Annotated in this window: 20 protein-coding genes and 1 pseudogene; 13 read left to right on the forward strand and 8 right to left on the reverse strand. The window is 63.8% G+C overall.

The genetic code is table 11. The features are described from left to right. Positions 1-524: 524 nt before the first annotated feature. Positions 525-1,169: pseudogene (locus AB0L97_RS35330) on the forward strand (transposase); the annotation flags it as partial. 223 nt (positions 1,170-1,392) lie between these two features. Here the strand turns inward: AB0L97_RS35330 and AB0L97_RS35335 are convergent. The 7 genes from AB0L97_RS35335 to AB0L97_RS35365 all read right to left on the reverse strand — a co-directional run bounded on the left by AB0L97_RS35335 (position 1,393) and on the right by AB0L97_RS35365 (position 9,033). Next, on the reverse strand, positions 1,393-1,740 hold the full coding sequence (locus AB0L97_RS35335) for a hypothetical protein (protein ID WP_364438484.1): 348 nt from the start codon (positions 1,738-1,740) through the stop codon (positions 1,393-1,395). Positions 1,741-1,754: 14 nt separating this feature from the next. Continuing rightward, positions 1,755-2,963 (reverse strand): cytochrome P450, encoded by a 1,209-nt coding sequence (locus AB0L97_RS35340; protein WP_364438485.1) that lies wholly within the window; start codon positions 2,961-2,963, stop codon positions 1,755-1,757. Between the two features lie 29 nt (positions 2,964-2,992). Continuing rightward, a complete protein-coding gene (locus AB0L97_RS35345) occupies positions 2,993-3,505 on the reverse strand; it encodes a hypothetical protein (protein ID WP_364438488.1) in 513 nt (170 codons plus the stop codon). After that, entirely contained in the window at positions 3,506-4,924 is a 1,419-nt protein-coding gene (locus AB0L97_RS35350) for a hypothetical protein (RefSeq protein ID WP_364438491.1), read from the reverse strand. 35 nt (positions 4,925-4,959) lie between these two features. Then, positions 4,960-6,255 carry a cytochrome P450 gene (locus tag AB0L97_RS35355; protein ID WP_364438494.1) on the reverse strand — a complete coding sequence of 432 codons (1,296 nt, stop codon included), beginning with the start codon at positions 6,253-6,255 and terminating at the stop codon, positions 4,960-4,962. A 518-nt stretch (positions 6,256-6,773) separates the two neighbouring features. Continuing rightward, complete coding sequence (locus AB0L97_RS35360) at positions 6,774-7,397, reverse strand: transposase (protein ID WP_364438574.1); 624 nt, start codon at positions 7,395-7,397, stop codon at positions 6,774-6,776. Between the two features lie 988 nt (positions 7,398-8,385). Continuing rightward, positions 8,386-9,033 (reverse strand): transposase family protein, encoded by a 648-nt coding sequence (locus AB0L97_RS35365; protein ID WP_364438497.1) that lies wholly within the window; start codon positions 9,031-9,033, stop codon positions 8,386-8,388. Positions 9,034-10,562: 1,529 nt separating this feature from the next. On the opposite strand from AB0L97_RS35365, the gene AB0L97_RS35370 reads away from it, so the two are divergent. The 12 genes from AB0L97_RS35370 (at position 10,563) to AB0L97_RS35425 (ending at position 24,068) form a co-directional block, all read left to right on the forward strand. Then, positions 10,563-12,827, forward strand: a complete 2,265-nt coding sequence (locus AB0L97_RS35370) for an MMPL family transporter (RefSeq protein WP_364438500.1) — start codon at positions 10,563-10,565, stop codon at positions 12,825-12,827. A 931-nt stretch (positions 12,828-13,758) separates the two neighbouring features. After that, positions 13,759-13,908 carry a hypothetical protein gene (locus AB0L97_RS35375; RefSeq protein ID WP_364438504.1) on the forward strand — a complete coding sequence of 50 codons (150 nt, stop codon included), beginning with the start codon at positions 13,759-13,761 and terminating at the stop codon, positions 13,906-13,908. Between the two features lie 740 nt (positions 13,909-14,648). Further along, positions 14,649-15,194, forward strand: a complete 546-nt coding sequence (locus tag AB0L97_RS35380) for an MSMEG_0572/Sll0783 family nitrogen starvation response protein (RefSeq protein WP_039804722.1) — start codon at positions 14,649-14,651, stop codon at positions 15,192-15,194. A 9-nt stretch (positions 15,195-15,203) separates the two neighbouring features. Continuing rightward, positions 15,204-16,262 carry an MSMEG_0568 family radical SAM protein gene (locus tag AB0L97_RS35385; RefSeq protein ID WP_364438508.1) on the forward strand — a complete coding sequence of 353 codons (1,059 nt, stop codon included), beginning with the start codon at positions 15,204-15,206 and terminating at the stop codon, positions 16,260-16,262. A gap of 1 nt (position 16,263) precedes the next feature. Next, positions 16,264-17,730, forward strand: a complete 1,467-nt coding sequence (locus tag AB0L97_RS35390) for an MSMEG_0567/sll0787 family protein (RefSeq protein WP_364438511.1) — start codon at positions 16,264-16,266, stop codon at positions 17,728-17,730. After that, positions 17,727-18,650 carry a carbon-nitrogen hydrolase family protein gene (locus AB0L97_RS35395; RefSeq protein WP_364438514.1) on the forward strand — a complete coding sequence of 308 codons (924 nt, stop codon included), beginning with the start codon at positions 17,727-17,729 and terminating at the stop codon, positions 18,648-18,650. Before AB0L97_RS35390 ends, AB0L97_RS35395 begins: the two co-directional genes overlap by 4 nt. Continuing rightward, entirely contained in the window at positions 18,643-18,963 is a 321-nt protein-coding gene (locus AB0L97_RS35400) for an MSMEG_0570 family nitrogen starvation response protein (RefSeq protein ID WP_364438517.1), read from the forward strand. The genes AB0L97_RS35395 and AB0L97_RS35400 overlap by 8 nt, the downstream gene beginning before the upstream one ends. Beyond that, a complete protein-coding gene (locus AB0L97_RS35405) occupies positions 18,960-20,231 on the forward strand; it encodes an MSMEG_0569 family flavin-dependent oxidoreductase (RefSeq protein WP_364438520.1) in 1,272 nt (423 codons plus the stop codon). Before AB0L97_RS35400 ends, AB0L97_RS35405 begins: the two co-directional genes overlap by 4 nt. Positions 20,232-20,240: 9 nt before the next feature. Next, a complete protein-coding gene (locus tag AB0L97_RS35410) occupies positions 20,241-21,092 on the forward strand; it encodes a carbon-nitrogen hydrolase family protein (RefSeq protein ID WP_364438523.1) in 852 nt (283 codons plus the stop codon). After that, entirely contained in the window at positions 21,092-22,216 is a 1,125-nt protein-coding gene (locus tag AB0L97_RS35415; RefSeq protein ID WP_364438526.1) for an MSMEG_0565 family glycosyltransferase, read from the forward strand. The genes AB0L97_RS35410 and AB0L97_RS35415 overlap by 1 nt, the downstream gene beginning before the upstream one ends. Positions 22,217-22,720: 504 nt before the next feature. Then, a complete protein-coding gene (locus AB0L97_RS35420; RefSeq protein WP_364438529.1) occupies positions 22,721-23,869 on the forward strand; it encodes an IS110 family transposase in 1,149 nt (382 codons plus the stop codon). Then, positions 23,856-24,068: a DUF4158 domain-containing protein gene (locus tag AB0L97_RS35425; protein WP_364438532.1), complete on the forward strand. Its 213-nt coding sequence runs from the start codon at positions 23,856-23,858 to the stop codon at positions 24,066-24,068. Before AB0L97_RS35420 ends, AB0L97_RS35425 begins: the two co-directional genes overlap by 14 nt. A gap of 313 nt (positions 24,069-24,381) precedes the next feature. Here AB0L97_RS35425 and AB0L97_RS35430 read toward each other — a convergent pair. Then, positions 24,382-24,599, reverse strand: a 218-nt coding sequence (locus AB0L97_RS35430; RefSeq protein WP_364438535.1) for a hypothetical protein, incomplete at its 5' end; no start/stop codon positions are given.

A 24,599-nucleotide genomic window follows, 5' to 3' on the forward strand; every position in this document is an offset into this window, starting at 1 on the left:
CAGGAAAGGATTTGTGTCCGGTTCGTTCTCGATCGAGGAGACGGGCGACACTGGATTCACGGTTTTCTCCGGTCGGGCATAGGTGCTGCGATGAACAGACGAATCGAGCAGAGAATTCGCACGAAAAGCACAACAGGGACCACGTCAAATTTCGGTGCCAATGCTTCCACGCAATTCCTCTTTAGTCGATCTTCAGCCCGTATTTTCTTGAATAAAACGGCGAGGCGCATCCCGATGCAGGCTAGACCTACGTAGGAGTACCGACTGCAGTTGGTTACCTGGGATTGTTCGCGCCGTCGGAGGAGTTGTGTCGCAAATTGTATGAGTGTGGTGGGGAAGCTTGGTTGATGTGTTGCGGCGGGGACGTTCCTATAGTGTTCGTCAAGCCGCTGAGGTCGTGGGTGATCGGTGGACTTCGCCGTGTTTGAGCATCGAGTAGAGGACGTCGCAGCGGCGTCGGGCCAGGCAGATGAGGGCGGCGTTTCGGTCTCTTTCGACCCCTGGCTCCAGGGAGACCTGCTCGCATGATCATCCTCGGTGTCGACTCGCACAAGGCGTCCCACACCGCCATCGAAAACGCCGAGGGGCTTGGTCATCACCTGGCGCAGTGGCTGATCGGTCGGGGTGGGACCGCGGTCGACATTCCCCCGACCGCCACCGCGAAGATCCGCACACTTTCCCGCGGGGGCCGCCGCAAGAACGATCCGATCGATGCCGCCGCAGCGGCCTGCGTGGCAGCGATCCGCGGGGAGAGCCGACCGGTCGCCGTCGAGGACCACACCGGCGCCCTTGCGCTCCTGGACGAGCGGCGACACACCCTCAGTCGGCATCGCACTAGGCCGCTCAACCAGCTGCATGCTCTCTTGCGGGAACTGATCCCGGGCGGCATGAAACGCGCGCTGACAGCCACCGCCGCCGAGAAAGCCCTGCACACCGTCACCCCTGCCACTGCAACCGACGAGGTCCGCACACAACTCGTCGAAGACCTCATCGCCGATGTCCGACGCTGCGACCGCCAGCTCGCCGATAACACCGCCACGATGAAGCAGGTACTCGACGAGCACGCCACATCGCTCACCGACATCGTCGGGGTCGGCCCCGTCCTCGCCGCCCCAGTCCTTGCCGGCACCCGTGATCCGCGGCGGTTTCCCACCGCCGCGGCCTACGCGAACTACACCGGTACCACACCGGTCCAAGTCGCCAGCGGCGACTACAACCGACATCGGCTTCTCGCTACGCGAAACGAGATCTCAACTCTGCGCTCCACTCCATCGCCGTCGTTCAGATCCGGACCCGCACAAGTTCCGGCCGACGCTATTACGACTACAATATCGCCGAGGGAAACTAGCCGTCCACGAAACCGATACCGGAAATACAAGCCGGGAACCTCAGTCAGCGCGTCGTGGAAGCCACGTATTCGAAGACTGACCCGTCGGGATGGCGAGCGATCAACCGATCCCCATTGGGCGTCGGTGCAGGGCCTTCGAGTATTTCGCCCCCAGCTTGGTCGAGGGCGGCGATCACCGGAGCGAGCTGCTTAACCGCGAGAGTAGCGACGCGGTTTCGGTACGAAGAAGTATTGCCGCTGATCAGTAAGAACGGCCCCACGCTGGCCAATTCGACGTCACGGAATGCGAAGCGATGCACATCATCCGCATCGGCCAGATCTTGATAGAGCGGCAGTGCCGCATCAATATTCTCGACGATAACGCGCGCGATGATGGCCGTGATGTTCGACACGGAGAGTCTCCTTGCTACCAGGAAACAGGCAAGGCGAAAACCCCATGGGTAACGTTCGACTTGCGAATCGGAATGTACTCGAGAGGGACGGCGAGGCTTAGCGCCGGGAAGCGGCGAAGTAGCGCTGGGAATGCAATCTGCATTTCGAGTCGAGCCATAGGGGCAGCGATGCAATGGTGAATGCCGTGACCGAAAGCGAGCTGTGAACCTTTCGGCTCACGCGTGATATCGAAACGATGGGGATCTTCGTATCGCGTCTGGTCCCGGTTGACCAACGGGATCGACACCGCCACCGCGTCGCCTTTCTTAATCAGCTGACCACCGACTTCGACGTCCTCGGTGGCCGTTCGGATAGCGCCATGGTTCGCGATCGATGTGTAACGCAGTAACTCTTCGACAGCGGGCACCACCAACGACGGATCCTTACGCATCATATCCATCTGCACCGGATGCTGAAGGAGGACAAGCGTGCCGATTCCGAGCATCATGGCAGTCGTTTCGTGGCCAGCGATCAGTAGCAAGTTCCCTATTCCGACCAGCTCTTCATCGGTTATGCCCTTTCCGTGGTCGCGTACCAACCGTCCGAGCAAGTTATCCTTGGGATCCCTTCGGTGTTTCACCACGAGTTCGCGCATGTAGTTGCGCATCTCGTCGCGGGCGGTCAGCAACTTCTCGGGGGGCGCCATTGTGTCGGTCATAACAATGGTGTGACCGACGAAGTCGAATTCCCCTTCAAAGGGAACACCGAGTAGTTCGCAGATCACTTGCGAGGGCATGGGGAGCGCGAATTCCTGTACGAGGTCGACAGGCGGGCCTGCGGCTTCGGTCGCATCGAGGCATCGATCGACGATGGCTTCGATACGTGGCCGCAGTTTATGCATCGCTCCCGTAGTGAACTCACCAGCGATCAGCCCTCGCAGCCGCGTATGGTCCGGAGGGTCGTATTCGAGAAAGGTCCCGGGTTGCCGGGATTTCAGTTTTTGCTCAAGCGTCTGTTCTTCCGGTTTCGGTAACGCTGTACCTGGGGCGGTGAGATTGCTACTGAACCTGCTGTCGGAGAGTACGCACCGGGCGTCGTCGTAGCGGGCGATGAGCCATAAGGGAGTGCCGCTGGTGAGCTCTACTCTGGGAACTCGCTGTGCGGCACACAGTTCGAGCAGTTCGTCGGCCGGGTCCCATGGCCGGCGAGGATTGCGCCGATATGGCAGTGAAGGAAGCTCCATCTCACTCTCTGTTAATCATGCAACTGCTTCTAGGTGTGCAGGCCACCGAGATGCGATGACAGCGTGTCGGGGCGGCGGCATACCCACCGGCAGCTGCGGTGCCCTAGCTCATGCGATATGTCCATGCCCAGATTGGCGGCTGTGTGGTAGCGAAGATCGACGCAGAATTCACACGGAGTAGGGAGGGTCAACTCCACGCCTTGCGCTTGGGCTCGTTCACGATAATCGTATATTCCGCATTGGCGAACCTCCAGCAGGTAGATCCCGTCCTGCTCTGTGAGCGTCTTGTCGGAGCCGTAGACATCAAGCATCTTGGCCAGTGAGCCGAGCACGCTGCGTTCTCGGTCGACACGGTCCGGCAGTCGTCTCTCCGTAGCATCCGTATTCATTCGTGCGATGTGTTCGGTCCATTTCGGCAATCGATCTCGGCCCATGTACTTCTCGATTGCCGCTTGGGTGCGAAAGTAGACACCCAGCACAAATTCGAACTTCTCGCGGTCTGTCAATTCGGAGGCGATCCGCTCGTACTGACTCTCAGCCATCTAGGTTCTCTTGCCTAACTCATCGAACAGTGCTGCGGACAGTTGTCTTATCGGACGAGGAAGACGGTCCCAAGCCTTCGCGTCGTCGAGGTCGAGCACACGTGATAGCTTCCAACCGAGATCCCCGCTCAACGAGGCCAGAGGAGAAAGCGTTGGGACCGGTTGCACGAGGATTCGATGGGTAGGGAAAAACGGGGAGATTCGTCGCGCTGTTTCTGATGCCCATGTGTGGTTCGGCGGCTGATCGGTGGTCACCATGCACGTAATCATGGAGCCCCGGACGAGGAGCATGTAATTGAGCACTATCGGTCCGGGATCCATGTCCGACCAGAGAGCGGCTTCCAGGTCTTCCTGCCGCACCGTGCCGCCAGGCATGGCGAGCACATCTTGCATTCGACCTTGCGTGCGGACCACAGGCAGCGCCAGTCCACAGGCGCACGACTTGTCATCGATCTCCACCAGGTCGCCTGTCCGATAACGAAGGAGAGGACGACTTGGCAAGTCGAGGGTTGTGACAACCAGCTCGCCGTTGTCGGCGGAGCCGTCCACCAGGCGAGGGCCGCGCTCGTCGAGCAGTTCGAGAACGAAACTCTGCACCTGGAGATGGAGCTGATCGTGCTCGCAGGTCGCCGCGATCGTACCGGTTTCGGAGGAGCCATAGCTGCCGACGTGCGCGCAAGCGCCGGTGAGCCGGCTCAGGTGACGGAGTTGAGCCGGACCGGTTTGCTCACCGATCAGGAACAGATGATCGAATTTCGGTCTCCTCCGGCCATGCTGGACTGCGAACTGGATCAAGGCCAGCAGTCGCGATGGCGCCCCGACGAAGACGTTCACCGAGAGTTTGTCGATGAGGTCCAAGACCTTTGTGTAGTCGCCGTCGATGTAGTCGACCCACGGCTTCAGCGACATAATGCCGAGATACTCGAACACCTTCTCGAACTGGTATGGGGCCGGACCCAGCGGAGCAGTGATCAAAATCAGAGCCACATCGGTCGGCGTAAGAAGTCGCGCCCACATCTCGCCGACGTTCGTGGTGTTCACGATGAGGTCGTCCAGCGCTTTTGGCGCTGCCGAGGCCGGTCCGGTGGTGCCGGAGGTCTCGTAGTAATGCAGGAACTCATGTATCGGCTGCGCGAAAGCCGCATAGCTATGGTCACCCCAGTCCCGCTTTCCGAGCAGCGGGATACTATTAAGTAAACTTTCCAGTGGGCGGTTCGCGATGCCCTGTTCGAGCAACATGGGCAGCCAGTCGGCATACAGCGGCACCTTCGCTGCGGCAGCCAAAGTATCTTCCAGTTTCCTGGCATGTAGCTCAAGTGGTGACAGCTTCCCGTCGAAAACTTCAGCGATGGTTTCGAGGTGCTGTTCGAACCGCGCCGCGGCGGCGGTAGAAGATTTTCTGTCGCGTATCAATAGCATTGTTATAAGTTTTGACGGAGATGATGTACCAGCTGTCAGACTCTCTTGGTAAATTTCACCGGGAGGAATTCCGGACCGTGGATCATCGCGGTTGCTGGAGGCCAGCGGATTTCCCCTGTGACGGTTGGCGGGCAGAAACGGCGCGCGAGGGCAACAAGCCCTTCTGCCAGCTCGAGTCGGGCGACGCTCATACCGATACATACGTGGACCCCACCTCCAAAGACCAGTTGGGGGGCGCTCCTCGGTACCGTAATATCGAACACCTCTGGGTTCTCATAGACGCGAGGGTCGCGGTTGGCGGCAACGGTCGAGATCAGCAACATCGTATCGGCGGGAATTTCGAGGCCGTGCATGGTGACGTCCTCCGCGGCATAGCGGAAATTCACCCTTGCCTGCGGGCTCCATCGGCAGACTTCCTCAACGGCCTGTTCGGCCAACTCAGGGCGAGCCGCCAGGATGTCCCACTGTTCGACGTGTTCGCTGAACGCTGTGAGCGCCCGCCCAAACTGTTTGGTCGTCGTGTCCTGGCCAGCCCACAGAAGCAGCAGCACCATGTCGTGAAGCTCCTTCATCGTCAGCCTGTCGCCGGCCTCCTGACTCGTGATGAGAGACGAGAGGAGATCGTCGCCGAGGTTTTTCCGGCGCTGCTCGATCAGTTCGGTGACATACTCCGACATGCCAACTACTGCGGCCTCCGACCGGGCGCGCTCGCTTACCGTGTTGAACACCAACCCCAGGTCGTCCAGCCACATGGTGAACAGCTCGTAGTCCTCGATCGGGAACCCGAACATCTGGCACATGACCAATCCCGCCGTACGCTTGGCGAACGCGGCTATAAAGTCGCACTCCTCCTCGCCGTCGGCGATCTCTGTCGCCAGGCGCTCAGTTGTCGATCGGATGAACGGACGCAAGCCTTCGACGAAACGCCGACTGAAGACGTGACTGACCAGCCCACGCAGTCTTGTATGGTCGCCACCGTCCCGACTGTGCAGTGCTTCGGTGAACCAGTCATAGAGCGGACCCGCAACGATTCCCTGCTTATGCATGTACTGCCGACCGCCGCGAACAAAACGACGGTCACGGAGAACTTCGGCTGCCTGCTCGTAACGCAGAACCATCGGCCCGAACGGAGTCTGGGCATACCAGTTCGCTTCCCGCGCTTCGGCCACCTCGGCAGACTCGTAGTCGAACCCCGGGTCGAAAATACTAAGGAAGGGCGCTTCTGTTGTTTCAGCGCCTGCGCCCTTGAAGATTGTTTCAGAATGTGCCGTTGATTCCGTAGTAGGTTTGTTCAAATTTGGGTGCGCTTCGATTGCGGACCGGTATTCCATCTCATCTCATCTCATCTCATCGCATCAAAGCAAGCGGTGCTTACCCGATAGTATCGATATACCAACATCGTCTTGAAATTAGGTCGGTATCGATAATCCGCACGGACACACCGATAGGTAGGAGGCCGAATTAGAATCTGTGTCGCTTTTCCGATCGAAACGGATCCTCGATTGAGCTGATTGCCGCATACATTTAAAGCATGAAATCGGAAGCATGTCAACCGGTTGGTCTCACTACTTCGGTGGTAGTGATTACGACGTTAACCAGGCGAGGATGGTCTAAGAAATCGCGACCACTCACATCCGCGAGTACGTTGAAGGTACGTACGTACGACTCGTCAGCACTTCGCGCACATGCTCAGACTAAATAGCGACCACGTAACCGCATCTCACTCCATTGGCTTGACGCTCCTCCGAAATGGAGTCGAGCATCACTCGACGAAGTTCGCGGTTACGTACGTATTTCTGAGAATGTCCACCGCGCACCCCGATGTATGGACACAACCCGTCGGGCACCATCAGCGTGAAATGGTCACCGATGATCCCGGTGACCTTCTCTCGACACGCGCGTAGCGGGCCTGGGTGTCGTAGGGAGAGACGATCGCCACAAATGAGGGCGGCAGACCGCCGTCATCGTCGGTGCGCCAGCGCAGACCCCCCTTTTCGCCGCGGCAGTAGTTCTGCAGAACGATCTGTCGCAGGACTTGGACCTGGGGGCCGGACAGGTAGTCGGGTCCGTGTTCTTTCAGGTGCTCAAGCAGCTTTGCCAGCGTCCTCGCCGACGGCGAAGATCTTGGACTTGGGCCGAGTTGGGTCTTGTCCAAGCGAAGTGGACGGCCGTAGCGACGTCCCCATTCTTCGTCGACCAGGCCGGCCAGCAGATGCGGAGCAATGCGGGCGAGTTCTTCGAGTGCGTCGCGGACGGCCTCGGTGATCAGTTCGAGCCGGGTCAGGTCGCGCAACCGCGTGAGCCGGTCACGGAATCGCTCAGCACGCTGTGATGGAAACCGGGGTCGTCCCAGCTCCAGACCGAGCGCATACTTGAAGTCGATGCGGCAGCGCACGGCCTCGGCCGCCTGCCGGTAGGACAGATCCAGCACATACTGCAGCACGCGCACGGTGGCCAGCTGCGCCGGGGACAGACCGGCCGCCTATCGCGCGGAGTTCCGGCGCTCTGGTATCGAAGCATTCAACAGCTCACGTGGTCCACGTCAGCACCCTTGCGGGTCCGGACAACGCCCGTATCCGGCCACCTATCCCTAAGACACCGACGGAGGAGTCGGCTCGCGGTCTGGGGGTTTCCTGTCGCCCTTCGGCGCGCCGGCATTCGCTTGTTGGACCATCTTGTTCCCACTGAGGAATTGGACCATCCGTGCGGTCGGCTTATCGGGCCCCTGCGGGGATCCGGACCTCGGCCGGCGTTGCACGTTCCGCACGTGTGAGACACGACAGGGGTGAGCGCCCTCTTCATCCCGGGGACGGTGGTGCTCTCCCGCTCGGCCCCGAGCCTTCGCGGCACCGGTCGCTACCCCAGCGGCCAGTCCTGTTCCTCCGCTAGCGCATCCCGTCGGCGGAGGCGACGGTGACGAACCGTCATCGAGGATTCACTGCGCGTTCGCCCGTCCGGTCTTCTCCTGGCCTGTAGTCCCCGGATGGAACGAGAACCTTCGTGCCTTCACCCTGATGCTCCGCACTCCGCTCGGAGACAAGCCTTCGAGCACTGGCTTGGAACTAGACCTCCGATATCGAACCTCCCTTGATGCGTTCATTCACAACGTGCGACCTCGTGTCGCACCGGAGCCTCCGTCCCCGTAGGACTCGCGTCCCGTAGGCGATCCCATGTTCGTCCTGCCGTATGTGACGGCATGAGGTACGCGTCCCACTCATCCCCTTCGATGCCCTCACTGGGCATCGTTCCGTGCCTTGGAAGTTGCCCCAGCCCAGGGCATTAAGGCAGGGCAGGACACGGCGTCGGCACCGGGCGTCGATGTTTCCGACGGATGCGACTCTCCATCAACTTAGGATTGAGATTCAGGCAATCCAGCTTTCGCCTTATCACGCGGGTCCCGCGACGCGCCGCCTCCGACGTCTGAGCACGACCGCCGCTTCAATGACATGCTGCTGTCCCTTTCACCTTTCGGCTCCAGGTAAGCCATCAGACCCAAGAACCTCCTTCCGAGTTCCTCCCGGCTGGACCGGGGATACGACCAGGCGCCTCATGGCGCACTGCCAGCGATCGGCGCCGGGGCGGTCACGGCAGACGATCTCAACGCCCGGGTGGGTTTGCAGCCAGGCTGCCAGGGTGTCGGCGGTCCGGTCGTCGAGCACCTCGATCGGGCGGCGGGTCTGCATGCCGATCAGGATCGTTCCGTAGTTGTGCCCGCGCCGCAGGGCGAAATCGTCGAAACCCAGCACCCGCGGGATCGGATGCTGAGGATCGGGCAGTGCCCGGATCTGGCGCAGCAACGTCATCCGGCTCACCGTGGCGGCCAACTGCCGCGTCGACCCCGCACCAGCGCGGCCGCCCAACGCCAACCCGACCACGCACAACGCACGCTGCAGGATCAGCGTGCGGCGGGCGTGCCTGGCCGCGGGCTGCGGCACCTGCTCGACGAAAGTCGTCTTTCCACAGTCGAAGTTGCCGCAAAACAGCCTACGAACCCGCAACCCGATCACGACTTCGCGGCCGGTGATCGAAGTGTCGGACAACCGCCGCCGGTAACGGCTGTGGACCCGGCTCGACAGCGTCCCGCAGCCGGGACACCCGACCGGATCCACACCGGTAGCGGATCGATCCGCACCGTTGAACCCGCCGCGCGGATCATCTCGATCCGCAACCCGTCCAGATGCGGGTACACGACCCTCATCGGTCCAAGATCAGAACGCCCGCGACATGATGAACTCTCAACCGCCCCATCGCATCCCAAACGGGCTCAATCACGAAGTTTGTGACAGATCCAGTATTCAGCCGACGTTGACATCGCTGGATGGTACCAGCAGAGCTGGTTTTACAGTCCCCGTGCTACGTACGTCATCATTGCACAGCTGCTGATGCGCATTCGTACCTTTGCCTGGAAACTGGGTGTAGCGGGAATCGGCTTCGGGATATTGTTGCCATGGATACTCACACCATCGAATTGTTGATAGGCCCACGAACTACACCAGGTAAGACGTGCGATAGCCAACTGGCAGGAAGACCCATACTTTGCCACTTATTTGTTGATGGCCAGACCCTGTCGTCCTGATCGTCACGAGTGAGTCCGAAGCAGGCACGACTCGACACCACGGCTTCCCTTCAAGGCCGTTAAGTGTCCTGCAGTGCGGTATTCGGAGTGGACGGCCATTACCCAATGCCACGGCTGCCTAGGACCACTCGTGATCGGGGCCGCCCCCGAGTCTACGCCGGCACGTGTGATTCGGGGGCGGCTCAACCTCGTGTTTCCTGGTTCTTCGGAGTTAGTTCCGCGCCACCTCTTAGTACTCCAGCTGCAGCTCGCGACCGACAGTCGTTCGGTTCAGGGCTGGTTCGACGAGGTTTCGACATGACCTCCGCATTGAGGGCGGTCACCACGCAATTCTGCTGAATTTGCTTGTAAACAGCCGAATTGGTGGTTGCCGCAGCCGAGGGCACAGGCCGTGGGGCGGGGGTGGAAGGACTCAACAAGTTGATGGGGCGCCTTGCGGGCCGGTTCGCGCGGGTGGAGAGGCGCGGACGACGTGTCGGCGGATGCTGGTGTGGCTGCTCTCGCAGATGTCCCGGAAGGTCAGGGGCGGAATCGAGTAGCGCAACATCGCGCGCAGACGAGCGACCTGTTCCTCACCTCGGGTGGTGGGGTTGAGGTCGAGCTGGGAGTTCATCTCGCGCACGTGTGACCGGGCGCGTTCGACGAACTCCTGTTTTCCTGTCGACGGGCTCCGCAGTCCTACATGAATACGGCGAAGCCCTCAATGCCATCCTCATCCCAGCACACCGCCATCCCGAGGTGATATGTCAAGTGCCGATCGAAACCTCGCTCACGCGGTGGTGATCCGCCCGACCTACCTACGTGGTGGTCTGGAGAAATCCGTTCCTTGCCGATGCGCCGCTGTTCACCATGCGACGACAGTGAGGTATCGGCGGGCACAGGTGTCCTCGGTTGGGAGCGTTCCCCGCGCCTCTATTGCCGCAATGGGCAGTTCGGCACGCACACGATGTGACCAGGGCCGGGCCAGCGCAGTACTACCGGCCACATCGTGGCGTAGTGGCACAGCGCGGCGAGGACCGTCGGCGGCAGTTGGGGGACGAGGCACGGATAGACGGCGGGTATATGGCACACCGGACGGTCGAAGCCGGCAGACGGCACACGAACAGCGATCAAGGGATCGGCTACCGCTGGGGCGTCGCGATGGCACAGCACAGGCGCATCGTCGTCGCGCTCTGGCTGATACTCATCGCCGCGTGCGCGGTCGCCTACCCCCAACTCAACGGCCGCCTCGAGGCCATGGAATTCCACGCCGATCGGGCGGATTCGACACGGATCACCGAACTACTTGCCGCGCACTATCCCGATCTAGGCGCCGAACAGCTGGCGCTGGTCTTCGATTCGCGCGAGCGAACCGTTGACGATCCGGCCTACCGGGCCATCGTGGAGCGAGCGGTCGCGGAGCTGCGCGGTGCGCCGGGGGTGCAGATGGCGGTCGGGCCATTCCAGGGTGATCAGAAGTCGCAGATCTCGGCTAGCAGACATGCGGCGATGGCGGTCATCAGGATTGATGGCGCGATTGCGGCGCGTGCGCAGTTGGCCGGTGAGCTGCAGGAACGGGCCGGCCACTACTCCGCTGACGGGGTCAGCGTCGGCATCACCGGATTCTCACCGATTTTGCACGATCTGATGCAGATCGAGGTAGCCGATTCCGGCCAGGCCGAGGCGCTCGGCCTGCCGGTGGCATTCGTGCTGCTCATCCTCGCGCTTGGCACGGTGGTCGCCGCGCTGGTGCCGGTGATGGTCGCATTGAGCGGGCTACTGCTCGCATTCGGCGGGCTTTTTCTGCTGTCGCATGTGATGAGCACGAGTTCGATGCTGCTGGCCGTCGTGACCATGGTCGGCACCGGTATCGCATTGGACTATGCGATGTTCGTGGTCAGTCGCTTCCGTGAGGAGTTGGCGAAGCCCGGCGGCAGTTCCCCGGTCGGTGTCGCCCACGCCTGCGGAATCGCCATCGCCACGGCCGGCAAGACCATCGTCGCCTCGGGCTTCATCGTGATGATCTCGCTTTGCTCGCTGGTCGTGGTGCGGGCGCCGGCGTTCCGGGGGATCGCGGTCGGTGTCGCGACCGCGGTGGTCGCCACCCTGGCGGTGGCATTGACACTGCTGCCAGCGGTACTGGCGATGCTCGGGCCGCGGGTCAATCGCGGTGCGCTGCCCGCGCGGTGGCAGTCGCTGGAGACTCGACCGGGTACCGAGGCCACCGATCCGACGAGCGGACGGTGGGCGCGGTGGAGCCGGATCGTCATGGCTCGACCCGCGGTGTTCGGTATCGCGGCCACGGTGGCCCTGCTCCTGGCGGCCGCGCCTTTGGCCGGAGTGCGCTACGGGATCGATATGGGCAGCGCGGCGATGACCGAGACGGCCTCCGGCAAGGCGGGCAAGGTCGCCTCGGAGAGTTTCGCGTCCGGCCTGCTCGCACCGATCACGCTGGTCGCGACCGGTCCCGGCGATTCCCAACTGAGTTCCACCTCGGCCACCGCAGTACAGGACTTCCTGTCCGCGCTGCGCTCGGACCCGCGCATCGAACAGGTGCTACCGATCCAACGCGACGGACGGATCTTCGCGATGGTGGTGCCGGGGACGTCATTCGATTCCACCGGTGCCGATCGACTCGTCAGGGAGATCCGCGACGGGGCCGCCGCATTGCCCGGAGCGCAGGTGCTAGTCGGCGGCGTGACGGCCGAGTTCGCCGATCTGTCGGACGAGATTACCGGGAAACTGCCACTGGTGATCGCACTGGTTCTATGCTGCTCGTTCGTGTTCCTCACCGCCGCCTTCCGCAGCATCGCGCTGCCGATGAAGGCAATAGTGATGAATCTGCTGGCCACCGGCGCGGCTCTGGGCATCACCGTCGCGGTGTTCCAGTGGGGCCTCGGCGAGTCGCTGTTCGACTTCCACAGCACCGGATTCATCCAGGTTTTCGTGCCGACCATGGTGTTCGCCATCCTGTTCGGTTTGTCGATGGACTACGAGGTGTTCCTGATCCGGCGGGTCAAGGAGTTCTGGGAGGATTCCGCGCGCACCGCAGCCGACAACGAGTACGCGGTGGCGGCGGGACTGCAGCACACCGCCCGCCCGATCAGTGCGGCGGCGGCCATCATGGTGGCGATCTTCGGCAGCTTCCTCACCGGGAGCGTGCTCGAGCTGAAACAGATCGGGCTCGCTCTGGCGATGGCCGTCGCAATCGATGCGGCGTTGGTGCGGTTAGTGCTGGTGCCCGCGCTGATGAAGCTGTTCGGGACCTGGAATTGGTGGCTGCCGGATGCGACTCGAGCGGGCGTGCCCGTGCCGGTTGCGGTACAGGCAAACGCTGAGGCACCGTGATCACCAAGCTCATCATCTGGACACTGAAAGCGCGATTGGGGTTCGGCAGCGGTGGTGATCACCGCGAATCTCAGCGGGCTTGCGGTGATCACCACCGACCTGTGGCTCAGTGGATTCCTCAGCCGGATCGGCGACGACTGGCATCGGGCGACAGGTCGGCCCGCGGCCAATCCGAGAGGGTGCAAGCGGTGCGGACAGTGAGCAACCGTCGGTCGAGGCTGGGGACGGTGCCGGGCAGCCGGACAGGTCGGCCCGAATGGTCACCGGGAGGTCACAGACCGAGCCACGGCAGACGCAAGGCGGCCGGTGCGCCATTCTTCTGGGTTCGGTCGGTCAGGAGGGGAACCGAGTGAGTGGGCCCGGCGATACTGACCGTGCCGCCGGGGCTTCGGTGCGGGCGGTACCGATCAATCCATTGGCGCGCTGGAGCTACCGGTCGCTCTCCGCAATTTTCAGCGGACCGCGAAGAGCGGCTTCGAGGACGGTCAGCCATTGGCCAGCAGCGGGGGCGCGGGCAACGTCAGATCGGCCCGCTCGCGGTGTGCAGGGCGGGTACCCGTGCGCTGGCGACAGCGGCGGTGGGAGGTCTTTGGCCAGCGCGGAAGCGCCTGCGGGGGCGACGTCGACGATGGGATCGCGCGACGGATGACGAGGAGTTTCGGCATCGTCGGCGGTGTCGAACGAGCTGGCGGGGGTGGCGGGATCGGTGGAGCGCTCAATCGGCTTGTCGAGCAGACGTTTTTCGGGTTCGAGCCAGTCCGGTCGGCCGGTGGCCTGATGTACGGCGAGGAGACCGGTGACAGCCCGGCATAGTCCTTCAGGACACCGGAGCACGCACCGACGACACCGCCGAGAGAGGCGCATCGCAACCGACCGTCGACCGCGTAGTCCGCGCGTGTCGAGGAGATTTATCCGGTACGGATCCCCGTCGATGGGGGACTTTCATCCAGCCTTCGGGGTCGAACAGAGCCAGTGGCAGATGCAGTGCGCCCTCGATGTGCCCGGCGGCCCGCTGCTCATCGTGGCTGACATCCAGCAGCACAGTCTCCGGCGCGGCAGAGGGCGCAGCCTCGTCGGCTGAATCTGCGAGCTGTACCGTTGTTCATGTCGGTTTACCGGCAGTCGCGTGCCCGCCGAGCGCGGCGGTGAGTCCAGTGCGACAGCGTGTTCGAAAACGTTGTCGATGAGGGTCACCGTTCGCCTGGCTCGTGCGAGCACGCCCGCTGCGATGGAGCACCGGTAGCCGCAGGAACGGTGGACCCGCATCTCGCCGTCGGCGATATCGGCGAGCCGGTTCTCGAATTCGTGCAACGGAATGTTGACCGAGCCGGCCAATGGATTCCAGCATGTGCTCGGCACGTGCCCGGTGTCGAGCACCATAACCCCGCGCCCGTCGGCTTCGGCCAGCTGGACGGAGGTGGCGACCGGGTAGCTACCGGTTGCCGGTCCGGTCGAGTCCGTCAGCGATCGCTACGGCCCAGTAACGGTTTCGTCCATGTTTCGAGTCGAAGGGGCTCTGGGTCGATGCGATTAACAGAAACCCGAAAAGTCCAGGACGACGATTACACCGCATCGACTCCGCGCCAACCCATCCGGCACCACGATACGCTGGTGCTGGAACTAATTACGTTGTGTCACAGTGTGATTGGTGAGTCCATTCACAAACGTGCGTGGTGAGCATCCGGAAACCTCCAATTCTTCCCCAGGTGACCAACCGGAAACAGGCCGAGCGTGAACTTGGTCCATCGGTGACCACCCGGACACCCAGCGGGCGCACTGCCAATCACCGAATTCACACCGACCACGCCCAGGAGACGAACCATGTCGGCACCCACCACATCGACCTCTGAGATCGACAAGGCGATCGAGGAGAACATCGCGAAATCACTCGCCGAAATCCCGCACCCGGCCCTGCCGAAGGGCACCAGTATCTACGGCGGCACCAAGATCTTTCCCGACTATCAGGCGGAGGCAGGCGAAACCTATTTCACGCTGGTTCACGGCATCGCCCATGAATCGTCGGTGAGTTTCGTGGCCATCCTGCAGGCGACGCGCGCACTCCGCAAGGGTTTCGAATCCGCCATCTACTTCTACGGTCCCGGCGCGATCAACTGCCTTGCCACCCGCGGCTTTCCGACCACCGGCGACAGCGGGTTCCCCGGTGAGCAGAACATCAACGAGGCCCTCGCCACCTTCATCAAGGAGGGCGGGAAGGTGTTCGCCTGCCGGTTCGGTCTCGCCTTGCACGGTGCCCGCGAGGAGGACCTCATCGAAGGTGTGATCCCGGCGCATCCACTGGACGTGCAGGACGCGCTGATCCACTACGCCCGCAAGGGCGCCATCATCAACTCCACCTACCAACTGTAGGCCGCCGTCATGACCGAGGTATCCACGCGAGTAGATCTCGCACTCTTGGGCATCCGCGTCGATGTGCCGGTGCAGCGCCGTTCCGGTGCCGGCCCCAGCGACGACGGTCATGTGCTGTTCGGGGGTGCCGGCGCTGCCATCCCCCTCCGCCCGGAGAGCCCATACACGATTCGTGCCGATAGGCTGCTCTACGAGGGCACCGATCTCGGCGTGACCGTCGAACCGGTGCGCCGACCCCTTTTCTACGACCTGCGCACCGCCGACGGCGTGGAGTACCAGCAGATCGCCAGACTGCACGGAAAGGATGTGCTGGCGACCACGGTGGTGCAGACCTGCATTCGCTACGGCGAAGACCAACGGTGCCGATTCTGTTCGGTCGAGGCATCTCTCGCGTCCGGCAACACGATCGCCGTCAAGCGACCGGATCAGCTCGCCGAGGTCGCCGAGGCGGCAGTGCGGCTCGACGGTATCCGGCAACTGGTGATGACCACCGGCACCTCGGCCGGAAAAGACCGTGGTGCAAGGCACCTCGCCCGCTGTGTGCGAGCCGTCAAGCAAGCGGTGCCGACCCTTCCGATCCAGGTGCAGTGCGAGCCCCCCGGCGACCTGGCGACTCTGAGCGAGCTACGCGACGCGGGAGCCGATGCGATCGGCATCCACGTCGAGTCGCTCGACGACCGAGTGCGTGCTCGATGGATGCCGGGAAAGTCCACCGTGCCGCTGTCCGACTACCGGGCAGCCTGGGCCGAAGCAGTGCGAGTGTTCGGCCGTAACCAGGTCTCCACCTATCTACTCGTCGGTCTGGGCGAAGACCCGGACGAATTGGTCTCGGGTGCGGCGGAACTCATCGCCATGGGCGTGTACCCGTTCGTGGTGCCGTTCCGGCCGCTCGCCGGAACCCTAGCCGTCGACGTCGACCGTGCGAGCCCGCCGACCGCGGCGGTCCTCGAGGACGTGACCCGGCGCGTGGCAGCGGAGCTACGTCGGGCCGACATGCTCGGCACGGACCAGAAGGCCGGATGCGCGGCGTGTGGGGCGTGCAGTGTGCTGCAGACCGCAGGAGGCTGAGATGACGACGAGCGAACCGACGGCCGCACCCCGATCCTGGATCGACGAACTGTCCGGGATACGTGCTTCATCGCCGGATTACTGCGTCCTTTCCGGATATCCGTCCCCGGCCGACCCCGCAGGCGGATTCCTCATCCAGCTCGCCGATACCCGACATGTCGCCGTCTATCGCGCATTGCGCCGAGAGAACTTCGTTACAGAGCAGGGCATGTTCGCAGGCAGCGACGCCGACGACATCGACGACGACCCCCGGGCCCAGATCCTGGTCGCGATCGCCCCGGACGGAGCCCTGCTGGGCGGAGTGCGCCTGGCACCGGCCACCGCCGAAGACCTCGGGTGGTGGACCGGCAGTCGATTGGTGGTGGACTGCAGGGGTCGCACCCATGGTGTGGGCCGCGCACTCGTGCAAGCGGCGTGCGCTTATGCCGAAACCCATAACGTTCTTCGGTTCGAGGCCACCGTGCAGACCCGCTACCGGTCGCTGTTCTCCCAACTCGGGTGGACAGCGCTCGCCGAAACCACCGTGGCAGATACACCGCACCTGAAGATGCGCTGGCCGATCGACCGAATCGAGCGGCTGGCCCGAACCACCAAGGCAATGCTCGGGCAAGCGCTGTCCGAGTTGGGCGATACACCGATGACACTGGGCGGCGCCGGATTCCGAGGCGATGACGGCGCACCGGTCCCGGGCTGCGACCTGGTCGCCGCGTGCGACGCGATCCTGCCTTCCATGGTCGAACGGGACCCGGAATGGGCCGGATGGTGTGCGGCCCTGGTCAACTTCAACGATCTCGCCGCGATGGGTGCAGAACCGATCGGCCTTCTCGACGCGGTCGCCGCGCCCACCCGGTCGCTGCTGACCCGGGTGCTCCGGGGCCTGGGTGCCGCCAGCCGCATCTGGGAGGTGCCGGTGCTGGGTGGCCACACCCAGTTGGGTGTCCCGGCGGCGCTGTCGGTCACCGCGCTCGGCCGTACCGCCCGGCCGGTGCCAGGAGGGGGCGGCGAGGTCGGCGACGAGCTCCGGCTGACCGCTGACCTGGGCGGCGGCTGGCGGTCCGGATATACCGGGCGACAATGGGATTCGTCGTCACATCGGAGCGGCACGGAATTGCGGGCACTGGGCCGGTTCGTCTCGGACACCGGTCCGAAGGCCGCGAAGGATGTCAGCATGGCCGGAATCGCCGGGACCGCGGGCATGCTCGCCGAGGCCAGCGGTGTCGGGGTCGAACTCGATGTGGCGCGCATCCCGCGCCCGCCGGGCGCCGAGCTGGCCGACTGGATCACCTGCTTCCCCGGCTTCGCGATGCTCACCGCCGATCGCCCCGGCACCCCCGTCACCCCGGTAGGCCCGGCGACGACCGCCGTGTGCGGCGTGCTCAGCGCGACTCCCGGCGTGCGGCTGCGCTGGCCTGACGGAGAAGTCACTCACGCGCTCGACAGCGCGGTAACCGGATTGGGACACTCATGACCGAACTATCGATCTCCGTGGCCGCCGCCGAATTCGGCCGCGACATGGAGGCGTGCTACGCCACCATCGGCTCGCTGATCGAACAGGCGCAGCAACGCGGTAGCCGACTACTGGTGCTGCCCGAGGCCTGCCTGGGCGGCTACCTGCCCAGCCTGGGCGGCGGTGGGGAGAGCGAGGAGGCCAAGCAACGCCGTCTACGCAGTCTGCCGCCGGCGCTCACCATCGACGGCCCGGAACTGCGCCGCATCGCGGCGATGGCGGGTGAACTCGTCGTCACCCTCGGATTTTGCGAAGCCGATGGCGATCTCCGCTACAACGCCGCCGTAACACTCACCGGCGACGGGGTTCTGGGCTCCTACCGCAAGGTACATCAGCCCCTCGGCGAAAACCTCTGCTACGCTGCCGGATCCGAATATCGCGCCTTCGACACCCCGGTCGGCCGCATGGGCATGCAGATCTGCTACGACAAGGCATTCCCCGAAGCCGCACGAGCGCTGGCACTGGACGGCGCGGAGATCATCACCTCGCTCTCGGCCTGGCCCACCGCCCGCACCGCCACCACCGAACGACTCGAAGACGACCGCTGGACCCAGCGCTTCGATATCTTCGACCGCGCTCGCGCAGTCGAGAACCAGGTGGTGTGGGTCGCGTCGAACCAGGCCGGGACGTTCGGCTCGTTGCGCTTCGTGTGCAGCGCCAAGATCGTCGGCCCCGGCGGCGACCTGCTCGCCACCACCGGTACCGAACCCGGTCTCGCCACCGCGACCGTCGACGTCGATCACGCACTCGAATTGGCACGCGGCGGCGGCATGTACAACCTGCGCGACCGACGCCCCGAGCTCTACCACAGCGTCGTCGCCCGCCATGGCGTGGTCGGGCAGCCCGCGGTGCCCGAAGAGCTGGAGACGATCCATGCCTGATGTGACATTCGACATCCGCTGGCCGGACGGCAATGTCCAGTCCTGCTATTCGCCCTCGCTGGTGATCCATGATCATCTGGCCACCGGCGTCGACTATCCGATCGACGACTTCCTGACCCGCGCCTCGAGCGCTTTGAACAGCGCGGCCGAGCGAGTGCGCGAGAAGTTCGGCTTCTACTGCACCTCCGCCATGCAGACCCTGCACGCCATCGAAGCAAGCGCAGCACAGGCCCGGACATCACCGGGTACGGTACGCGTGCTGTCGATGACTCCGCCGTCGGTCGAGGCGGCAAACACCGGAGGAAAACCGTGACCCCCCAGACAGACTCCGGTACCACCGTGGAACACCGTGACGTCGTCGTGATAGGCGCGGGACAGGCCGGGCTCTCGATCAGCTGGCATCTGACCACTCGCGGCATCGACCATGTCGTCCTCGAGCGCGACACCATCGCCCACGAGTGGCGCGACACCCGCTGGGACAACTTCACTCTCGTCACTCCCAACTGGCAGTGTGTGCTGCCTGGTTACCGTTACAACGGACCCGACCCGCACGGCTTCATGAAACGCGATGAGGTCTACACATGGGTCCGCGCCTATGCCGACACCTTCGATCCGCCGGTTCGCGAACACGTCGCCGTCACCGCGGTCACGGTATCGGTCGACGGCGGCTTCGACATCCAGACAACCTCGGGCCCACTGCATTCCGATCAGGTGGTGGTCGCAGTAGGCGGTTACCACACGCCGATCGTGCCCCGCTTCGCCGAGCGGATGCCGAGTTCGATTCAGCAACTCCACTCCGCCGAATACCGCAACCCTGCGGACCTGCCCGACGGCGCCGTCCTCATCGTCGGTACCGGCCAATCAGGAGCACAGATCGCCGAGGACCTCCATCTGGAGGGTCGGCGGGTACATCTCGCGGTCGGGACCGCGCCCCGCGTCGCCCGCTTCTACAGGGGCCGCGATTGCGTCGCATGGCTGGAGGACATGGGCCACTACGACATCCCGATCGAAGATCAGCCGGGTGGGCTGGGCAAGCGGGAGAACACCAACCACTACGTCACCGGTCGAGACGGCGGCCGCGATATCGACCTGCGCCAATTCGCGGTCGAGGGGATGGCGCTCTACGGCAGGATGGTCGATGTCGCCGACGGCACAGCGTACTTCGAGCCGTCGCTGGAGCGGGACCTCGATGCCGCCGACGCCGTCGCCGAGAGCATCAAGGACTCCATCGACACCTATATCGCCCGTGCTGGTATCGACGCGCCCACCGAACCGCGGTACCGCCCGGTGTGGCGTCCGCAGCGCGAGATCACCGAACTCGATCTGTCGGCGAGCAATATCACGTCGGTAGTGTGGTCGGTCGGGTTCCGCACCGACTACCGGTGGCTGCGCGTCGGCGTCTTCGACGGTGAGGGTCACCCGTGCCACAACCGCGGCGTCACGACCACGCCCGGGCTGTACTTTCTCGGGCTGCCCTGGCTGCACACCTGGGGCTCGGGCCGCTTCGCCGCCATCGCCCGCGACGCCGAGCACCTCGCCGGGCAGATCACCGCCACCGCCCGCACCACCGCGGCGGCCTGAGGCGAACCAATGACCGTCACCCGAATAGCGGCTGTCGCAGCGCATTTCGGCGCAGATATCGCCCGCGCTCTGGACAAGATCGCCGGTATCATCGACCGGCTCACCCAGGACGGCGTCGACCTGCTCGTGCTACCCGATGCGAGCCTCGGCGGCTACATCGGAGACCTCCGCAACCCGGATCCGGCCGCCGGGCCTGAGGCCATCGACCCGGATGGACCCGAGTTCCGGCTGTTGTGCCGGTTGGCCGGGGATATGACGATCTGCGTCGGCTATGCCGAACGTGCAGACGGTGTCCGCTACAACGCCGCAGTATGCCTCACCGGCGACGGGGTGCTCGGCCGCCACCGCAAAGTACACCAGCCGGCCGGCGAACACCTCGCGTATGCGGCCGGAGATCGCTTCGCGGCTTTTGATACCCCGGTCGGCCGGATCGGTATGCTCATCGACTACGACAAGACGTTCCCGGAGTCCGCGCGAGCTCTCGCTCTCGACGGTGCCCGCACCATCGCGGCGCTGTCGGCCTGGCCCGCCAGCGTCACCGATCGCGCCTCCCGGATGCCCAACGATCGGCAATCCCGCCTCTTCGACCTGTACGACCAGGCCCGCGCCGCCGAGAACCAGGTTGTTCTCGCATCGTCCAATCAAACCGGAATCACCGGCAGCCTGCGTTTCCTCGGCCAAGCCAAGGTGGTCGGCCCCGGCGGTGACGTCCTCGCCAAAACCTGGTCCAAGGGCGGCCTCGCGGTGGCGGACCTCGACATCGATGCCGAGGTCGAGCGAGCCCGGCGCGTCCTGCGGCACCTGGACGAACGCCGTGTCGACGCCTACCACAACTTGATGACCGAAAAGAGCGGCTACTGATGCGGATCGCACTTCTCACGTACTCCACCAAACCCCGTGGAGGGGTCGTGCATACGCTCAATCTCGCCGAGTCGCTCGCCCGGCTCGGCGCGGATGTCACCGTATGGACGCTCGGACGCGGCGGGGATGCCGCCTTCTTCCGCCCCGTGGATTCCTCCGTGACAGTTCGCGTCGTTCCCTTCACCAGTGCCGACGGCGAACAGGTCGGGACGCGAATCATGCGCTCCATAGACGTACTGCGGCAGGCGTTCACTCCCGATGACTACGACATCGTGCACGCACAGGACTGCATCAGCGCCAACGCCGTCGACTGCCGCATCCGCACCATCCACCACCTCGACAACTTCACCACCCCCGAACTCGCCCGCTGCCATGAACGCGCCATCGTCGAGCCTTACGCACACATCTGCGTGTCGGCCGCCGTCGCGGCCGAGGTTCAGGACGGGTGGGCTCTGCGCCCCACCGTGATTCCCAATGGCGTCGAATACGACCGTTTCGCGGCCGCCGCAGATGACTCTCCCGACGCCACGGATGCCCGCGCCGCCTGGCGACGCCGACTCGGCCGGTACATCGTGGCCGTCGGCGGCATCGAACCCCGCAAAGGCAGCATCGACCTACTCGAGGCGTTCGCCCTGCTACGTCACGATCATCCAGACCTGCACCTCGTCTTCGCAGGCGGCGAAACACTCTTCGACTACCGCGACTACCGGACCCAGTTCAACACTCGCGCAACCGAACTCGACATCCGCCCCACCATCCTCGGCACCGTCCCACACCCCGAACTCCCCGCACTCGTGGCGGCATCGACCCTCCTCCCGTTCTTCTCCACCAAAGAGGGATTCGGGCTCGCCGCCATGGAAGCCCTTGCCGCCGGAGTCCCAGTCGTCGCACGCGATCTCCCGGTGCTGCGCGAGGTTTTCGGCGAGGCCATCAGCTACGCAGCCACTCCCGCCGAGCTGGCCGCAGAACTCGCGCGAGCGTTGGTTCCCGACCCGTGCCGCACCGAGCACGGCAAAGCCCTCGCCGCCTCGTTCAGCTGGGACCGAACAGCCCGAGCCCACCTCGAGTTCTACCGCACCCATTCCACAGCAGTACCGCCCCGAACGCTCACCACACACCGCTGAACCGGCGAGAACATGGAAATCTCGATCAACCTCTCGGCGTAGCTCAGGCCGGACCGCCCTGATCATATTGTCAGGTCAACGACAGAGGCTTGACCAGCGGCGATGGCAGGTCTTCCGGTCACCGGAACCCTCGGGCCGACTCAAGCCGTGACTGAACCGTCCCGCTTTCTTTGCCGTTTCCTTCCCCGCGGTCGAAGGTTGGTTCGTCTTCCCAGCCGTGCCCATCGGGCGTCGGTCAGATCCGCTCGCGCGGTCACCGCTACGCTGGTCACGAGGTCCTACCTTCAGTTCCGGGTCGAGCAAGCCAGTCGTAAGGTTCTGCAGGCCCTGGAGAACCGGGTGTGGCTTTCATGAGGTCGCCGAACCTGGCTCCGGAGACTTGGCCGCCCGGTTTCCCGCGACGACCCCGGCCGCCAATTGGGATGTTCGGGCGAATCGCTCTGTAGGACAACGCCGGCGTGGTCGTCCGTAGGGCGAATGTGTATCGAGCGACCGAAGGTGTTCATGGCCCAGATCTGGGCTGGCGTCGATGTCGGAAAGAATCATCACCATTGCGTGGTCATCGGCTCCGACGGAAAGCGACTGTTGTCGCGGCGGGTCTCCAACGACGAGGCCGAACTCTCGAGTCTGATGCACGATGTCGCCCGTCTCGGTGACCAGGTCACCTGGGCGGTGGACGTACCCAACGGCGGTGCGGCGTTGCCGATCAGCCTGCTCCTGGCCCACGACCAGCGGTTGCTCTACCTGCCCGGCCGCACTCTCAACCGCGCGGCCGGCGGTTATCGCGGAGAAGCCAAGACCGACTCGCGAAACGCCGCGATCATCGCCGACCAAGCGCGGATGCGTCGCGATCTGCGCCCGCTGTGTCCCGGTGACGAGGTCACCGTGGAATTAAAACTGCTGACCGCTCGACGCAAGGACCTGGTCGCTGACCGCACCCGTGTCATCAATCGCCTGCGAGGTCTGCTGCTGGGAGTCTTTCCCGCGCTCGATCGTGTTCTCGCGGACCTGACGCGCACAGGGCAACTGACGCTGCTGACCGGCTACCAGACCCCGGCCGCGCTACGCCGAATCGGCGCAGTCCGACTCGAACGCTGCTTGCGCACAGGGAAAGTCCGCAACCACGACACGATCGCCGCGTCGGCTGTCGCCGCCGCACACCAGCAGCACGTCAGCCTGCCGGGCGAGGCGCTCACCGCCACTGTGATCGCCGAGCTAGCTCGGGAGGTGATGGCCCTCAACGACCAGATCAAGAAGACCGACAGGCTCATCGAGAGCCGGTTCGATCAGCATGGGCTCGCCGAGGTGATCACCAGCCTGCCGGGGTTCGGCCACTTGCTCGGCGCGGAATTCCTCGCGGTCACCGGCGGCGACATGTCATCCTTCGCCACCCCGGACCGCTTGGCCGCGCTTGCTGGTTCGGCGCCCGCTCCCTGGGATTCCGGCCGTATCCGTGGAAATCTGCACCGGCCTCGCCGCTACCACCGCGGTCTCAACCGCGTCTTCTACATGTCGGCCAACTTCGCGGAGAACCCCTCGATCGGGTCACGCCGTTCGAATCCGCGCGGGTGGGCACGCGGGGTCCAGGGGCGCGCAAAGTCGCGCCAAGCCAGTTCAGCGGACCCCGATTCTGCTGATCATGGCGGTTGCTGAATGTCGCGTGGCGCTCATGGTTTCGTGGGCGACTGTGCGTCAAGAGGGCGTGGTGCCGGGGTACGGCCATTTCGGGGTGTTGACGCGGGCCGAGCTGAAGCGGTTCTTCCATCTCGACGAGCAGGACTGGGAGCTGACTGCCGAGCGCCGCCGTGACGGCAAAGGATTGGGGTTCGCCCTCCAGCATCACGAATGGTAAGCAGCGATTTCTAGGCGAATTCCAGATTCTTATACGCACAGTCTGCGAGTTGCTCGCTTCGAGGTTCCAACTCACGCGCAGCGTCGGTTGCACTGATGATCAGAAGACTGACGACATGGCCAGCCTTCGCAAGACCGCTCTGTCGCGCGACCGTCACTGCGTACGTATTATCAGCATATTCACGGATGCGCTCCACAGCCCCGCACCGATAATGCGCAAAGGTCCGACGATTAGATTCTTGCGACCGACAGTAGGCCGCTTAGAAGTGTGTCGATTTGGGTGTTGCGGAGGAGCGAATAATAGGTTAGCGTCTTTACATCAGCTCACCTCCCCGAAACGGAGAGATCCCCGGAGGGATCGGAGCCGGATTGTACTGAACCTCCCTCAAAAGGAAGCTCAGTCCCACCTGAACCTCCCTCAAAAGGAAGCTCAGACCCACCTGAACCTCCCTCAAAAGGAAGCTCAGACCCACCTGAACCTCCCTCAAAAGGAAGCTCAGACCCACCTGAACCTCCCTCAAAAGGAAGCTCA

This window comes from Nocardia sp. NPDC051911 (assembly GCF_040681035.1).
GTDB classification, from domain to species: domain Bacteria; phylum Actinomycetota; class Actinomycetes; order Mycobacteriales; family Mycobacteriaceae; genus Nocardia; species Nocardia sichangensis.

What these genes read in the sequence shown, in the direction of transcription:
- AB0L97_RS35340 (WP_364438485.1), bottom strand. Translation starts at nt 2,963, where the DNA reads ATGGAGCTTCCTTCACTGCCATATCGGCGCAATCCTCGCCGGCCATGG.
- AB0L97_RS35345 (WP_364438488.1), bottom strand. Translation starts at nt 3,505, where the DNA reads ATGGCTGAGAGTCAGTACGAGCGGATCGCCTCCGAATTGACAGACCGC.
- AB0L97_RS35350 (WP_364438491.1), bottom strand. Translation starts at nt 4,924, where the DNA reads ATGCTATTGATACGCGACAGAAAATCTTCTACCGCCGCCGCGGCGCGG.
- AB0L97_RS35355 (WP_364438494.1), bottom strand. Translation starts at nt 6,255, where the DNA reads ATGGAATACCGGTCCGCAATCGAAGCGCACCCAAATTTGAACAAACCT.
- AB0L97_RS35370 (WP_364438500.1), top strand. Translation starts at nt 10,563, where the DNA reads ATGGCACACCGGACGGTCGAAGCCGGCAGACGGCACACGAACAGCGAT.
- AB0L97_RS35375 (WP_364438504.1), top strand. Translation starts at nt 13,759, where the DNA reads ATGGGGGACTTTCATCCAGCCTTCGGGGTCGAACAGAGCCAGTGGCAG.
- AB0L97_RS35380 (WP_039804722.1), top strand. Translation starts at nt 14,649, where the DNA reads ATGTCGGCACCCACCACATCGACCTCTGAGATCGACAAGGCGATCGAG.
- AB0L97_RS35385 (WP_364438508.1), top strand. Translation starts at nt 15,204, where the DNA reads ATGACCGAGGTATCCACGCGAGTAGATCTCGCACTCTTGGGCATCCGC.
- AB0L97_RS35390 (WP_364438511.1), top strand. Translation starts at nt 16,264, where the DNA reads ATGACGACGAGCGAACCGACGGCCGCACCCCGATCCTGGATCGACGAA.
- AB0L97_RS35395 (WP_364438514.1), top strand. Translation starts at nt 17,727, where the DNA reads ATGACCGAACTATCGATCTCCGTGGCCGCCGCCGAATTCGGCCGCGAC.
- AB0L97_RS35400 (WP_364438517.1), top strand. Translation starts at nt 18,643, where the DNA reads ATGCCTGATGTGACATTCGACATCCGCTGGCCGGACGGCAATGTCCAG.
- AB0L97_RS35410 (WP_364438523.1), top strand. Translation starts at nt 20,241, where the DNA reads ATGACCGTCACCCGAATAGCGGCTGTCGCAGCGCATTTCGGCGCAGAT.
- AB0L97_RS35415 (WP_364438526.1), top strand. Translation starts at nt 21,092, where the DNA reads ATGCGGATCGCACTTCTCACGTACTCCACCAAACCCCGTGGAGGGGTC.
- AB0L97_RS35420 (WP_364438529.1), top strand. Translation starts at nt 22,721, where the DNA reads ATGGCCCAGATCTGGGCTGGCGTCGATGTCGGAAAGAATCATCACCAT.
- AB0L97_RS35425 (WP_364438532.1), top strand. Translation starts at nt 23,856, where the DNA reads ATGGCGGTTGCTGAATGTCGCGTGGCGCTCATGGTTTCGTGGGCGACT.